The organism is Tabrizicola sp., from assembly GCF_041913445.1.
Lineage (GTDB): Bacteria > Pseudomonadota > Alphaproteobacteria > Rhodobacterales > Rhodobacteraceae > Tabrizicola.
The window spans coordinates 131858-145667 of sequence record NZ_JAYSFG010000003.1 but is presented as its reverse complement, the minus strand read 5'-3'; the positions used below and the strand labels follow the sequence as shown (position 1 = coordinate 145667).

Genomic DNA, 13810 nt, shown 5'->3' with positions numbered 1-13810 from the left:
CCTATCACCGCTTGATGTTGGTGGTTTCCTGCAGCATTTCGTCCACCGTCTGAATGACCTTGGCGTTGGACGAATAGGCGCGCTGGGTCTGGATCAGGCTGGTCAGTTCGGCCGCGACGTCGGTCTTCGATCCCTCGCGCGAATAGCCCTGGATCGACCCGGTCGGCCCGGACCCCGCATCCCAGAGGAAGAACGACCCCGAGTCGGGCGAGACCTGGTAGGTCTGGTTCGAGAGCGACAGAAGCCCGTTGGGGTTCGGCACATCCACCAGCGGGATCTGGAACAGGCGCCGGGTGAAGCCGGTGTCGTAGGTGGCGTTCACATAGCCCTTCTCGTCGACCTCGACCGTAGTCAGGTTGCCGACGGGCGAGCCGTTCTTGGTGATCGAGACGGGCGCAAAGTTGTCGGAAAGCTGGGTCAGCCCGTTCGGGTCGCCGGCGCGGCCGATGCCCACGGTCAGCGGGCCGCCGGCCACGGTCAGGGCCAGCGTGCCGTCGGCGGCGTTGTAGGCCCCGCCCGACACCACGGTGACCGAGGCCAGCGTGCCCCCCGCCCCGCGGCTGTCGTCGAAGGTCAGGTTGTACTCGCCGATCAGGTTGCCGCCGCCGGCGCTGTCGCGGATCTGCATGGTCCAGGCATTCGAGGAGCCGGTGGCCGGGACGGTCGGGATGAAGGTGATCTCCAGCGACTCCGAGGTGCCGAGGTTGCCGAAGTATTCCACCGACAGGGGAGGCGGCACGGCGGTCGATCCGGCCTCGGTGTAGGTGGCGGGCAGGTTGACGCCAAGGTTCATCGTCGTCGTGGGATCGCCTGCGGTCTGGTTGGTGTTGATCACGATGGGAACCAGGCCCGAGATCGTGTCTCGCGGATTGGACGGAATCGTGCCGTCGGCATTCGCTGGCCACCCCAGCAGCACCAGACCCGAATCGGTCTTCAGCACCCCGTCCGCATCGGTACGGAAACTGCCGGTCCGCGTCATGAGAAGCGGGGTGTCCGACAGCGCATTGCCCAGCGACACTTCGTTGATCACCGGCAGCATCCCGCGGCCGGCGATCGCCAGGTCCAGCGGGTTCCCGGTCCCCACCAGGTCGCCGCGTTCGTCGATCAGGCGGATCGTCGAGGCCCGGACGCCCCCGGCCGAATAGGTCCCCGACCCGCGCGACGAGGTGATCACCATGCTGGTGAAATCGGTTGAGGCGCGCTTGTAGCCGTAGGTGCTGGAGTTCGCGATGTTGTCGGAAATCGAGGCTAGCCGCGTTGCATTCGCGTTAAGACCGGCCACGCCCGCCGAAAGCGAGGAGGAAATCGTCATGGAAAGCGCCTTTCTGCAGCTTCGATTCCTGGTGGAACGACCCTGCAGCACGGCCCCTTAACACGCGCCTAATGGATAAAAGTCGAAGGATTATCTGTCGCGGCGCAGAAGGATGATCTCCATCCGGTTGTTGCGTTCGGCCGCAGGATCGGCCACCGCGGGCTTGCGGTCGGCAAAGCCCGAGATGCGCTGCATCCGCGCCGCGTCAATCCCCGCCGCCTCCAGCAGTTCACGGGTGCGCTGGGCGCGGTCGGCTGACAGGTCCCAAACCGGATTGTCGATCAGCGTCACCGGATGGGCACGCAGGTGGCCAGAGACCGCAATCTCGTTGGTGGTCAGGTTCAGCACTTCGCCCAGAAGATCCACAAGCGCCAATGTGACCTTGGTTGGCTCGGCGCTGTCCGCATCGAACAAGGGGGCATCGGGAAGATCGAAAAGCTCGATCACCAGACCCTCATCCGTGACCCGGGTGACGACATGGCGCAGCAGCCGTTCCATCGTGTTGCTTTCACCGCCCCGCGCCAGAAGCGCCTTCTCGACGTCCTCCAGCTCGGACTGGGCCCGGCCCTCGCCCGCTGCCCCCTTGCCGGCCTCATCTCCGGCGGCATCGGCGGAACTGGCCGAGGTCTTCCGGTCCATCGCGCCGGTCCCGGTCTGGGCCATCGTCTCTTCGGCAAAGACGCTGTCACCTCCGAAGGCGCCGTCGCCCCCGCCCGAGATGCGGTTCACCGGGATCGTCGGATTGAAATAGTCCGAGATCCCCTTCCGTTGCTTTTCCGTCGTCGCGTTCAGCAGCCACATCAAGAGGAAGAACGCCATCATGGCGGTCACGAAGTCCGCGTAGGCAACTTTCCATGCCCCGCCGTGGTGGCCCCCGCCACTGATGACCTTCTTCCGCTTGATGATGACCGGCGCCGCATTGCCTTGCGCAGCCATCCCACATCACCCAAGCCATACACCCAGCAACAGGAATAGCATCCGCAGCCTTTACGCGCGCTTAACCCAAAGGATTTTAACGACTTTCGCGATGCGGCACAGGCCTAAGCCAGCGCGGCCCGCCACGCGCCAAGGGTTGCCGTCGTCGCATCGCCCTCGATGACGCCCAGCAGGATCGACGCCCCGATGCGGGCGGCCACGATGCTGTGACCCTCGACCAGAGTGGCGCCCAGCGTCATGCAGATCGGATCCCCCGGGGCAGCGGAAAGGACGTCGAACTGCTGCTCCAGCGACGCCTGCTCCTCCCCCAGAAAGCCGTCCAGGTGCGAGACCATCTCCTCCGGTCCCTCCGACCGGCCATCCTCGCTGCCGCCCTTGATCAGCCAGGCGACCAGAGACGGTCCAAGCGCCGCCGCAAAACCGGCCAGGCCACCGCCTTCGGCCGGGCTGCCGTCGGACGACGCGGCTGGCGGTGCTGTTTCCTCCTGCGGTGCGGCCACCGGGTCCTCGTCGGGGCCGACCGCGTTCAGATCGATCAGAAGCAGGTCCGCCAAGAGCGCGACCGGAAGGCCGACACTGACCTCCTCGCCGCCACGCCCGACGGGGCCCGAGATCACGTGCAACTCCTGCCGCGGCATCGCGACGCCCTGCAGGAGCTTGATCAGGTCGTCCTTGTTCTCGTCCTCAAGCGCCTCGCGCCCAAGGCAGGTCTCGGCACCGACCAGTCCCTGAGCGTCCGTCACACGCAGGATCCGGCGCCCCGCGACATCCAGCGTCAGGCTGGGTCCGCCCATCGATACGAATCGCAGCGACCGGGCCAGCATCGTCTCGTTCGTGACGCGAAGCAGCTGGGCCACCGGGTTTCTATCCGTCGCTTCGGAAACGACCCACCCACCGCCCGGCACGATGCGGGCGGCCGTCTGCAGGCTTTGCAGACGCGCAAGGATGGGAATCGTGCCCCTGTTCAACGGTCTGCCCGGCCCTCGTCACCCAGCATGAGTGATGCTTTCAAGCGTGCTGCGGATTTTGGCCACAAACGCAGGAAGGTCAATGCCGTGGTCGCAGATGCAGCACATGGCATCGGCCGGTTCGGTCTCTGAGCGCAAGAAGACCCGCAGGTTCTCTGGCCCCATGACCACCGCGCCGTTGGGTTCCCCGAAAGCCTCGACCGCCAGCGCGAAGAGCGGATCGTCGAAACTGGCGCGCGCCTGGTCGCAAAGCCTGTCCAGATGTTCCTGCGTGGTCGAGAGCGTGCCCGCGCTTGACAGGATCATGCGGGATGACAGGTCCGCGAAGGCCACGAGACGGGCCTGCGGATACGCCTTCACGACGGCGCCAAGGCTTTCAGTCACACCCAAGCTTGTGCCTTTCCCGGCTTAAAAACTCTTGAGCCGGGGCATCGGCGCCGGTTCGTCGATCCCGACCAGCTGGTCCGCAAAGGACACGGTGGTCGGTCCGGTTTCACCCGTCGGCCGTTCCGTGCGCAAGAGCCGTTCGCCGGCGGCAACGCGCCGTGGCAGGACTTTGATGACCGGCGTGTTGCGGATGACCATCAGGCGCTCGAAAGTCTTCGAGATGAGGCTTTGGCCGACCTCGGTCTCGTTCGCCGGATCAGGCTGGATCGTGGGCTTCTCCTCGTCACCCTTCTCCGGGTGGCCTTCGTCGATGATGCGGTGGATGACCTCGAACAGGGCCTTGGTGAAGTCGTCCGCCCCGCTGGCCCGCCACTTCTCCTCGTCGTCGCCCGCGCGCATCGCCTGGAGCAGTGACACGGGGTAGACGTCGGCGAAAAGGCCGTCGGTTTCCTGCTTGACGCGTTTCAGGACCTTGGCCCGGTCGTTCTCGCCCAGGATCTTGTCGAAGCGCGTGACGAGAAGCAGGCTGTTGCGGCGCATTTCCTGCGGGAAGGTGGACCAGACGCCCGATTCGGACTGCCGCCAGGCCTGCGTCGCGTGGGTGCACCACAGAACCGCGTCCGCGAGGTGCGCCATCCGCTCCCACACTTCCGACGACATCGACGGGTCCGAGATCCCGGGCATGTCGATCAGGTCGCAGTACCGCAGGATGTCGCTCTTCATGAAGATGCGGACATGTTCCGTGGTTTCCAGGCTGACCTGCTCCAGCTCTGCCAGGTCCAGGTCATAGGCATGGCCGTCCAGGCCCATCGTGTAGGCGTCGTCGGGGCCGTAGGACAGCCAGACCGGAGGCAGCTGCGTTGCAGTCACCTTCTCCAGCAGAGGCTTCGCCCCCATCAGCACGTTGCAAAGCGTGCTCTTTCCCGAGCTGAATTCGCCCATGATGGCGATGCGGGGCTTGCGGGTCAGCGGCATTCCTCAGGTCCTTTCGTACCCTTGCAGAACCTAGTCGGCGTAAATCGCCAGCTCGTCCATGATCGAGGCCAGGCATTCCTGCCGGTCCTCCCAGGCGTTCACGCCGAAGAGTTCCTTCATCTCTTCCATCGAAATCTCGGAAGATGCCAGAGCGCTCATCAGAAGTTCGCGCTGCTCTTGCAGGAAGTCCTTGAGGGTGGCCTGCGTGCGTTCGCGGAACAGCCCGATCTGGATGGTCTTCAGGTCGTTGATGATCGGATCGGTTTCCGCCCGGATCAGCTTGTTGAAGTCCTGCGCAAAGGCCTTGTAGCCGCGGCGGCGCTGCCACCAGCCCTTCCACCAGCTGACCTGCAGGTCCAGCGCGATCGTCTGGCCCAGGTTGATCGGCGGCGGGATGTAGGACACCACGGGCGTCTCGATCTTGAAGCCTTCGACCGTGATCGAGAAGGTCTTGCCGTACAGGTCGGCGATCTTGACCGCGGTTTCGTTGTTCACCTCGGCCGCGATGGCATGCATCTTCTTCAGCACGACCTGGTAGGACGAGGATAGCAGCATCCGCAGCCCCAGCGGGCTGTAGTGCCAGGTCGCGTCCTCGCCGTTGGCCTGCAGGTGTTCGATCAGGCTGTTGGTCGCGCGATCCAGGAACCGCTCATAGCTTTGGTCGATGCGGTTGGTGAAATCCTTGCAGACGTTGTTCGTCAGCGCAGTCAGCTTCTCGACCGCGGCAAGTTCGATCTTGCGCAGCTCGCTGTCCAGCTGGTCGGGCGTCATCGTCCGGTTCAGCTGGCCGTCCGACTCCAGGATGCGGACCTGATCGACCACGTCCAGCGACTGCGCTAGGTTCAGCGCCTGGCGCGACGACTTCTGCAGCGCCTCGCGGACCGGGCCTTCGTACATCCGCTGGCCCAAAGCATCCAGCAGTGCCGGAACGCCCGAGGCGTGCCAGACCAGCTGTTCGGCCGACCAGTCGTTCATCTTGTCGGCGAAGGCCGCACGGGTCCAGTTGATTGCCGAATCGGTCGAATCCTCGGCCATCTCGTCGATCTTGCCTTCGAGGACCGAGTTCGCCCAATGGGCCGAGCCGTAGATGATGTCGATGTCCGGCGGCGCGTTGTTCTTTTCCAGCGTCTCCAGGATCGCGCGGTGGATTTCGGGGACCTGGTTGGCCGGGTCGGGCAGTTCGTCGATCCGGTTGACGAAGATGATGATCTCGCGCGACTGGCGGTGCGCGATCAGGCGGATCAGCGCCATGTCCATCGTCGTCAGCGCCTGGTGTGCGGACAGGACGACGATACAGGACCGGCTGTCGCGGACCGCGTTGATGGTGATCTGCTCGCGCATCATGAACGTGTCGTTCACGCCGGGGGTGTCCCGGATGCACATCATGATCGGGAAATCTTCGCGCTCGATATACAGGTCCGCCGACTTGGTGATGTCGGTGAAGCGGCCCGCCTCGGCACCGCCGGTTTCCTCGTCGCCGACGCAGACGTAGCGGCGCAGAAGCGCGTCATCCACGGTGCCGTAGCGGTGTTCGGTGCCCAAGAGCATCTCGAACTTGCGGCCCAGGCGCGCCTGCGCCTTCTCGCGCATCTGCACGACCTGCAGGCGCAGCTTCTCCAGCTCGTCATCCGCCCCGGCACGCGCCGCCAGCTGGCCGATCCGGCCGCCGTTCGAGACAAGCTTCTCCCATTCGGCGTTGTCGAAGAACTTGAACTTCGCCTTCACGTTCAGCTCGGGCGAGGGCGTGTTGATGTGCAGCGAGGTGACGACCGACGTCCAGGGGTTCACATCCGTCGGCAGCAGCCCCGGCGCGCCGATCATGGCGTTCAGAAGCGAGGTCTTCCCGGCCTTGATCTGGCCGATCACGGTCACCGAGGGTTCCACTTCCCGGACCTGGCTCATGATCCGGGTCACCTTCTTCGAAGTGTCCGGGTCGGCCATCGTCACGAAATCGCGAAGCACATCCTCGAACTGCGTGATGGCGTCGGCAATACGGGTCAGGCCCGGGAAATTGCGTTTCAGCGCAACCTCCGGCTCCTGGATATCCACCCCATCCAGCTCGTCCTGGTTCTCAGCTACGGCACCCAGTCCCATGATCACCTCATACCTGCGGGCTCGATCCGTTTCGTTCGCAAGCGCAACGCACAAGTCCTCGCAATCGTGTCATAAGTTTGGAAAGTGGTCCCAATTGGGCACATTCTTGACGATTCTACGCTCACAATGACGTCACACTGTGCGTAATGTTTCCAATTCGCGTTTAAGTTGTAGAAGAAGCGTCAGAGCATCATCTGCAGGTGCATGACCTTTTTCCAACTGCATCAACATGATAAGGTCCAAGACCTCCCCCACGTCACTGCTGATTCTGCGCATCTCTTCGGAACGGCCACGCGATACCACGTTCTGCAGCTGTTCGCTAGTTTCCCGGGCGTGTTCCAGAATCATGTCGACCGGCACCTTGCCCTCGGGATCGACAACGCCGGCAAGGCCGGCCGACCGCACGGCGATCAGTCCGACGGCCTCGTCGACCAGCCCCTGCTCGGTCGTCGGCAGGGCCGCAGCGGCGGGGCCGGGGGCCGCGACGGGCACGGCGCGGGGGGCGATCCGGGGACGTTCCCGGCGCGGCGCGGGGGCGTCGGGCGCGATGCGCGGCTCGCGCCGCATGATCGCCGCGGGCGAGAACTGGTCATCCGGGACGGCCGTCGCCGGAGCGGCCGACGGCGCCGCCACCGCCACCCGCGGAGAGCGCGTGACCGGCGCGGACGGCGGTGGTGCGGCGGGCGTGTCGACGGGGGCAGCGGGCCGAGCGCGGGGTTCGCGGTCGAACAGCCGCGGGAGATCCTGGGGCGGCTCGGCGCGTGCGACCGGGGCCGGCTCCTCTTCCGGTTCCGGCGCCTCGACGTCAAGGCCCTGATCGGGCACCGGGGGCTCTTCACCCTCTTCGGCGCCGGCCAGCTCCTCGCGCTGGCTTTCCTCCAGCGCCGCCTCCATCTCCTCGGGCGTGGCGCGCAGCGCGGACAGGTCGGGCAGCGGCAGGTCGCGGCCCGTCGCCGCGGGGCGCCGCGCACCGAACAACTGCGGTCGGATCGCCCGGGGCGCTTCGGCGGCGGGCTCGGGTCTGGGCGTTACCGCACGGGCAGGGCGGTCGCGCAGTCTGGGCCGTTCCGCCACCGGTTCCTCGTCCTCGGGAAGCAGATCCGGCTCGGCAAGCGTCTCCGGCGCGGCCGCGACGGGTTCCGGTTCCGGCTCGGGCACCGGGTCCGGCTGCGGAGGCGATGCCGCCTCTTCGACCACAGGCACGGCGGGCTCTTCGGCGACGGGAGCGACGGCCGAGGCACGCGGGCGACGGGAGCTTTCCCGAGCCGTCTCCGGTTCCGGCTGGGGCGCTGGTGCAGGCGAGGCCTCGGTCTCGGCCTTGGACTTCCAGGTCGTCCGCAGCGGAACCGCAGGCGCAGCCGCCGCGTCGCCATCCGACGAAACGCGCTTGATACGGTCGGCGAACCGCCGCCGGGTCCCTGACGGCTCGGCCTCCGGTTCCGGCGCGCTGGGCTCGGGCGTCGGTTGCGGTTCCGGCTCGACCGGCGCAGCGGCGGCCACCGGCTCGGGCGCCAGTTCGGGCGCCGGTTCCGGCTCCACGGCGGGCGCCGGCGTCTCGACGACGGGCTCTGCCTCGGCCACCGGCTCTGGTTCGGGTTCCGACTCCGGCAATGGCTCAGGCTCTGGCGCCGGGACTGCCATTGGCTCGGCCCGGGTCTCGACAACCGGCGCGGGCTCGGCGGCAGGCACCGGCTCGGCCACCGGCTCGGGCGGAGGGGTCCAGACCTTGGGAGCGTCGTCCTCGGCATCCGCAAAGCGCTTGGCGACCAGCTCGCTTGCCTCGACGTGCCGCGCCAGAAGCAACTCGGCCGTGTCCATGTCCGCGCGGCGACCCGACTGAACCCGGGTCTTGATGGCCGTGATCACCGCCGAGGCGCCGCTGTCCCGGAACAGTTCGCGGTTGACTTGTCCGCCCGGAGGCATCGCCGCCCGCGCCTGCTTGGCCGAGATCGACAGGATCTGGCGGAACTCTTCGCTGGCGCGCAGCTCGACCCGGTCATGCATCGCCTGCGCAGCATCCCGGCTGCCCAGGAGGTCGACCTTGGTCAGGAACATGAAGCTGTTGTCCTTGACCGCATCCGGCAGGCTTTCCCAGACCGCCTGCTCTTTCGGCAAATACGAGGTCGTGCACCAGATCACGATGTCCGACCGCTTGCTGGCCCAGGTCGCGGCGCGCTTCTGTTCGGCCTCCATCGGCCCGGCGGACACTTCCAGAAGGCTGATGACCTTCAAAGCAGGAAGGTCGATCTCCAGCGTCACCAGCGCTGGGGCCAGCGGCAGGGCATCCGCCAGGTCCGTGCCCGGAACGATCTTCGTGGTCCCGTCGGTCAGCGTGCACAGCATCCGCCCCACGTCGCCGTGCTGGACGATGATCGTCGGCAGGCGCAAAGTTTCCGGGACGACGACCGTTCCGACCAGCAGGTTCAGGATCGACGACTTGCCCGAACCCGGCAGGCCCAGAAGCGCGATCCGCGCCGGGCGTTCCAGCCGTTCGATCAGACGCTCGGCAGCCTCGGCCGGACCGCCGGCAGGAAACAGCCCGCGGTCAAGCGCGCGGCCAAGCCGCTGGGCGACTGTGAGTTCTCCGTCGGTATCTGCCATGTCTTACTTTATGACGGTGACTCGCCGTGGCCGCAACCTTGCAGGGGACAAATCCTCAACCGCCGGATCGGGGTTGCTTTCTTGCACCGCCTCGACGACCCGGCGAGGCGCGCGCTCGGCCCGGCTTTCGGGCAGCGGGTTCGGGACCTGGACCGGGACCGGGGCAAGCGTGTGGGCAGCCGCCGACTTCTGCCCCGGCTGCCGCAGGTGATCCGGCGCGACCGTCGTCAGCCGCCGTGGGCGGGCCACGGCGACCGTGGGAGCCTGGGGCCGATCCTCCGCGCCGCGGGCCGAGGCGTCGTTCACCTTGATCACGGTGAAGCTGATGTTGTCCTGGTCCGGGTCGTCCAGCCGCGTGATCTCTTCCAACAGCCGTTCGGCGATTTCGGTGGACCGGGTCTTGCGGTACTTGTTCAGCACCTTCTCGATCTGGGCATTCGTAAGGAACTGCAACCCGTCCGAGGCACAGATGACGATGTCGCCCGCCTTCAGCTCGAACGGCTTCGTCGGGCAGTCGATCTTCGGGATCCGGGTGCCCATCAGGACCGAGATCAGGCAGTTGCGGTCCGGATGATTGGCCGCCACCTGCGGGTCCATCAGGCCGGACTTCACCATGAAATCGATCTGCGGCGCCATCGAATGGTCTTCGTTCAGCTGGGTCAGCCGGCCATTGCGGAACAGGAACAGCGGCGAATCCCCAATGGAGATCCACCAGAGCCTGTTCTCCACCAGTGCCGGGACCACAAGCGTGGCACCCATACCCTCGGTCTCAGGGTGGGTGCGGGTGTGCTGGCGCAAGGTCTCGTTTGCAAGATCCGCGACGGACCGCAGGATTTCCGGCGCGCGCGTCTCGAAGGCCGTGACATCGGCGAAATGGAACTTCAGCTCGCTGAAGACCTCGGTCAGCACGATCTTGGAGGCGACGTCCCCGGCGGCATGGCCGCCCATCCCGTCTGCAAGAACGACGAAGCCGGCCTCGGCGCCGACCGGGAAATCCGCGGTGATCGCGTCTTCCTGATAGTCGCGCGCGCCCTGGCTTATGCCGGAAGCCACATCATATCGTGGCTCACGCGATCGCCATATCATTACCGTCTCCCTCGGACTCGACCGCAGACCAGTTAAAGTCTGGCGTACACAAAACCTTCAACATCAGCGTCGTTTCACCGATCTGGATGACGTCCTTGTCGGTGACAACCGAGGTAGTAAGCAAGGGTTTTCCGTTCAAGCGCACGAGGTTCGACTTGCCGCCATGGCCCAGGTGGAACTGGTGCGTGGCGGGGTCATAGGCGATCGCCGCATGGTTCTGGCGGGAAATCGCCATGTCGCCGAAGTCGAGCGAGATGGTCTGGTCGCTGCCGCGCCCGATCTGCGACACGCCCCGCATCACCGGGAATGCCGCGCCACGGCCGGGCCCCGAGATGATGACCAGCCAGCCGGTCGGGTACATCACCACGCCCGCCTTGTCGCCCGGCTCGATCGATTCCTCCATGCGGCCTTCGTCGAAGAGCGGCACCACCGCCGCCGGCTGCGGCTCGAAGCCAAGGACCCGGGTCTTGGTCCGCGTCGCCCGACGACGCGCGCTGGCGTCGGCCGCGACTTCGCGCGCCGGGGTCGGGGCCGGAGCGGCGGGTGCCGGCTCCTCTTCCTCAAGCTCCCAGATGTTGACCGCCGGGGTCGGGCCGTCCTTGGCCACCACCGCGCTGTTCGGCGTCTGGGTCAGGACTTCCGGGCTGCTGTCGGACAGCTTGGGAAACCGGCCAGCGGCGGGTCCATTGCCCTGCGCAACCGACTGGACTGCCGCTTTCGTGGCCTCGATCTTCTGTTGCTCGCTGCCATCGAAGCGCGCCGCGGACTTCGATTTCGAGGACCGTCCAAAGAGCCAGCCGAAGAGATTCATGTTCTGCACCCCGCACCCCGGAACACCGTCCGAAGCGTCTTCATTGTTGCCGGTTCAGGTTACCAAGGCCTGAAGGGCCAAGCGTGCCTGCCGAACTGTTGCATCCAGAAACACATCGCACCGCCCGAAACACCCCGGCTGCCCTTGCAGCCGTGATGGTCTGATGGATCAGACCACCCCGTTTCGTACCGATTATTCAAGAACTTTGTCCAAAAAATGATCCTAATTCGGTCATTTCACGGATCAAGTGCTTCCTGTCGCTCAGGCCACGCGGCTTACCACGAAATCCGCAAGCCGGGAAAGAATGTCGCGCAGCGGGTGCTCGGGCAGGCTGTTCACCGCCGCCTTGGCCTTGGCAGCCCAGCCCAGGGCATCCAAGCGGCAGGCAGATATGGCGTCGTGGCGGGCCAGGATCGCCATGGCTTGGGCCAGGTCGCCCTCCTGCTGGTCACCCTTCTCGATCACCCGGGTCCAGAAGCTGCGCTCTTCCGCCGTGGCGCGAGCCACCGCCTTGATCAGTGGCAGGGTCAGCTTCCGTTCACGGAAATCGTCGCCGGTATTCTTGCCGATCACCGTGGCCGAGCCGCCATAATCCAGCATATCGTCAACAATCTGGAAGGCGATGCCCAGGGCGTCACCATAGTCGCGCAAGGCTGTGACGTGGCGTTCGTCGGCCCCCGCGATGACGCCCCCTACCTCGGTCGCCGCAGCGAACAGCGCTGCCGTCTTGCCCCGGATGACCTGCAGGTAGATCGCCTCGTCGGTCTTCAGGTCCTGCGCCGCCGTCAGTTGCAGCACCTCGCCCTCGGCAATTGTGGCCGAGGCATTGGCCAGGATGTCCAGCACCCGAAGGCTGCCCGTTTCGACCATCAGCTGGAAACTGCGGGCGAAAAGGTAATCGCCCACCAGGACCGAGGACTTGTTATCCCACAAAAGGTTCGCCGTCGGCCGTCCGCGCCGGCGCTGGCTTTCGTCCACCACGTCGTCGTGCAGAAGGGTGGCCGTGTGGATGAACTCGACCGTCGCCGCCAGCTTCACGTGGTCCTGCCCGCCGTAGCCCAGCATCCGCGCCGCCGCGAGCGTCAGCAGCGGCCGCAGCCGCTTTCCGCCCGCTTCGACCAGATGAGCCGTCACCTCGGGGATGCGGGGGGCGTGCTCGCTTGCCATCCGCGCGCGGATCAGCGCGTTGACCGCCGCCATGTCTGCCGACAGCGCATCGCTCAGCGCGTCCTGCGGCGCCATTGCCTTGTCCACCGCCGTCTCGCCCGACCCGTCCATGCCGCCTGCCGCCCTTGCCCCGCGCGAAGGGCGGGATTACCTGAGATCCATGAAGGAACTTCTGCGCACGACCGACCCCACGGTGATCGCCTTCGCCACGGTCCTTCTTGAGGGCGAGGGTATAGCGGCCTTTCCACTGGACGTCCACATGAGCGTCCTGGACGGCAGCCTGGGCATTCTGCCGCGCCGGTTGATGGTGGCCGAGCGGGACCATTTCCGCGCCGCCGCGATCCTGCGCGACAACGACATCCCGCTTGACCCGTGATGTTCGCCGAGGACCAGCTTTCGGACGACAAGTTCCTCTGCGGCCGCCTGCGCCTGTTGCAGCCCGTGAAAGGCTACCGCGCCGCGACCGACCCGGTGCTGCTCGCCGCCGCCTGCCCGGCCGAACCGGGACAGTCCGTGCTTGACCTTGGGTGCGGGGCAGGGGCGGCGGCCCTGTGTCTTGGCCACCGGGTGCCGGGCCTTTTCCTTGCGGGGCTGGAGCTGCAACCGGCCTATGCCGATCTGGCGCGCCGCAATGCCGAACGGAACGGCATTCCGGTCGAGGTGCACCAGGGCGACCTCGCCCGAATGCCCCGCGAGCTTCGCCGCGACTTCGACCACGTGATCGCCAATCCGCCCTATTATCACGCCGGCGGCAGCCCCTCGCCCGTCGCGGCCCGCGCCACGGCCATGCAGGTCGAGACGCCCCTCGCCGACTGGGTCGCCGCCGCCACCCGCCGCCTGCGCCCCGGGGGCTGGCTGACCCTCATCTGCGGCGCCGATGGACTGCCCGAGGTCCTTGCGGCCCTGCCGCCCAAGCTTGGCTCGGCCGCTGTCTTGCCCCTTGCCCCGCGTGAGGGACGACCTGCGCTGCGCGTCATCGTCCAGGCCCGCAAAGGCGGCCGCGCGCCGTTCCGTCTGCTCGCGCCCTTCGTGATCCACGCCGGGGCCGCGCATGACGGGGACCGGGAAAGCTATACCCCTGCCGCCAACGCGGTGTTGCGGGACGGTGCCGACCTGCTGGCAGCGTTCCGCTGAATTCTCCGCATCATTCTGTCACACAACCGTAACAGGTGATGACACGACTCGGCTTTCGTGGTGCACTGATCCCATCAACAACCAAGGAGGGATCCATGACGGTCGCATCGCATCTGGTGGAACTGCGCAGGAAACACGAAAACCTCTCTGAAATGGTCGAGCAGGCTCAGCGCAGCCCAGGCGTGGATGATCTTAAGATCGCCGAGTTGAAGAAACAGAAGCTGAAGCTGAAGGAAGAGATCGCCCGCCTCAGCGCTCACTGATCCTTTCCGGCGCTGGCCCGCGCGGCCTGCGCCGCCCCCCCGGCAATCAGCACCGCCGCCAAGGCAATGGTCCAGG

General features: G+C 66.2%; 13 protein-coding genes. 3 read left to right on the top strand and 10 right to left on the bottom strand.

The features are described 5' to 3' along the window. Positions 1-4: 4 nt before the first annotated feature. The 10 genes from ACE3Q6_RS04890 to ACE3Q6_RS04845 form a co-directional block, all read right to left on the bottom strand. A complete protein-coding gene (locus ACE3Q6_RS04890) occupies positions 5-1312 on the bottom strand; it encodes a flagellar hook protein FlgE (RefSeq protein ID WP_374429226.1) in 1308 nt (435 codons plus the stop codon). Positions 1313-1402: 90 nt separating this feature from the next. Beyond that, positions 1403-2248, bottom strand: a complete 846-nt coding sequence (locus ACE3Q6_RS04885) for a flagellar motor protein MotB (protein ID WP_374429224.1) — start codon at positions 2246-2248, stop codon at positions 1403-1405. A 104-nt stretch (positions 2249-2352) separates the two neighbouring features. Then, positions 2353-3105, bottom strand: coding sequence for a hypothetical protein (locus tag ACE3Q6_RS04880; RefSeq protein ID WP_374429222.1), 753 nt, complete (start codon positions 3103-3105; stop codon positions 2353-2355). A gap of 129 nt (positions 3106-3234) precedes the next feature. Further along, positions 3235-3600, bottom strand: a complete 366-nt coding sequence (locus ACE3Q6_RS04875; protein ID WP_374429221.1) for a hypothetical protein — start codon at positions 3598-3600, stop codon at positions 3235-3237. Positions 3601-3624: 24 nt separating this feature from the next. After that, positions 3625-4578 (bottom strand): dynamin family protein, encoded by a 954-nt coding sequence (locus ACE3Q6_RS04870; protein WP_374429219.1) that lies wholly within the window; start codon positions 4576-4578, stop codon positions 3625-3627. Positions 4579-4608: 30 nt separating this feature from the next. Continuing rightward, the gene (locus ACE3Q6_RS04865) at positions 4609-6672 is read right to left on the bottom strand and encodes a dynamin family protein (protein ID WP_374429217.1); all 2064 of its coding nucleotides are present in this window, start codon (positions 6670-6672) and stop codon (positions 4609-4611) included. 132 nt (positions 6673-6804) lie between these two features. Beyond that, positions 6805-9273, bottom strand: coding sequence for a hypothetical protein (locus ACE3Q6_RS04860; protein ID WP_374429215.1), 2469 nt, complete (start codon positions 9271-9273; stop codon positions 6805-6807). Positions 9274-9276: 3 nt separating this feature from the next. Continuing rightward, positions 9277-10359: a PP2C family serine/threonine-protein phosphatase gene (locus tag ACE3Q6_RS04855; protein ID WP_374429213.1), complete on the bottom strand. Its 1083-nt coding sequence runs from the start codon at positions 10357-10359 to the stop codon at positions 9277-9279. Further along, positions 10340-11170, bottom strand: a complete 831-nt coding sequence (locus ACE3Q6_RS04850; protein ID WP_374429679.1) for an FHA domain-containing protein — start codon at positions 11168-11170, stop codon at positions 10340-10342. Before ACE3Q6_RS04850 ends, ACE3Q6_RS04855 begins: the two co-directional genes overlap by 20 nt. 261 nt (positions 11171-11431) lie before the next feature. Beyond that, positions 11432-12412: a polyprenyl synthetase family protein gene (locus ACE3Q6_RS04845; RefSeq protein WP_374429676.1), complete on the bottom strand. Its 981-nt coding sequence runs from the start codon at positions 12410-12412 to the stop codon at positions 11432-11434. An 85-nt stretch (positions 12413-12497) separates the two neighbouring features. Here ACE3Q6_RS04845 and ACE3Q6_RS04840 point away from each other — a divergent pair, with 85 nt between their 5' ends. From ACE3Q6_RS04840 to ACE3Q6_RS04830, 3 genes are all read left to right on the top strand, one after another. Then, on the top strand, positions 12498-12713 hold the full coding sequence (locus ACE3Q6_RS04840; RefSeq protein ID WP_374429211.1) for a DUF2007 domain-containing protein: 216 nt from the start codon (positions 12498-12500) through the stop codon (positions 12711-12713). Beyond that, positions 12713-13471, top strand: a complete 759-nt coding sequence (locus ACE3Q6_RS04835) for a tRNA1(Val) (adenine(37)-N6)-methyltransferase (protein ID WP_374429209.1) — start codon at positions 12713-12715, stop codon at positions 13469-13471. The genes ACE3Q6_RS04840 and ACE3Q6_RS04835 overlap by 1 nt, the downstream gene beginning before the upstream one ends. A 95-nt stretch (positions 13472-13566) precedes the next feature. Further along, positions 13567-13734, top strand: coding sequence for a YdcH family protein (locus ACE3Q6_RS04830; RefSeq protein ID WP_374429207.1), 168 nt, complete (start codon positions 13567-13569; stop codon positions 13732-13734). Positions 13735-13810 lie beyond the last annotated feature (76 nt).

Coding starts and splice junctions, on each gene's coding strand:
- ACE3Q6_RS04845 (WP_374429676.1), bottom strand. CDS start 12,412: ATGGCGCCGCAGGACGCGCTGAGCGATGCGCTGTCGGCAGACATGGCG.
- ACE3Q6_RS04865 (WP_374429217.1), bottom strand. CDS start 6,672: ATGGGACTGGGTGCCGTAGCTGAGAACCAGGACGAGCTGGATGGGGTG.
- ACE3Q6_RS04840 (WP_374429211.1), top strand. CDS start 12,498: ATGAAGGAACTTCTGCGCACGACCGACCCCACGGTGATCGCCTTCGCC.
- ACE3Q6_RS04830 (WP_374429207.1), top strand. CDS start 13,567: ATGACGGTCGCATCGCATCTGGTGGAACTGCGCAGGAAACACGAAAAC.
- ACE3Q6_RS04835 (WP_374429209.1), top strand. CDS start 12,713: ATGTTCGCCGAGGACCAGCTTTCGGACGACAAGTTCCTCTGCGGCCGC.
- ACE3Q6_RS04870 (WP_374429219.1), bottom strand. CDS start 4,578: ATGCCGCTGACCCGCAAGCCCCGCATCGCCATCATGGGCGAATTCAGC.
- ACE3Q6_RS04855 (WP_374429213.1), bottom strand. CDS start 10,359: ATGATATGGCGATCGCGTGAGCCACGATATGATGTGGCTTCCGGCATA.
- ACE3Q6_RS04885 (WP_374429224.1), bottom strand. CDS start 2,248: ATGGCTGCGCAAGGCAATGCGGCGCCGGTCATCATCAAGCGGAAGAAG.
- ACE3Q6_RS04850 (WP_374429679.1), bottom strand. CDS start 11,170: ATGAATCTCTTCGGCTGGCTCTTTGGACGGTCCTCGAAATCGAAGTCC.
- ACE3Q6_RS04890 (WP_374429226.1), bottom strand. CDS start 1,312: ATGACGATTTCCTCCTCGCTTTCGGCGGGCGTGGCCGGTCTTAACGCG.
- ACE3Q6_RS04860 (WP_374429215.1), bottom strand. CDS start 9,273: ATGGCAGATACCGACGGAGAACTCACAGTCGCCCAGCGGCTTGGCCGC.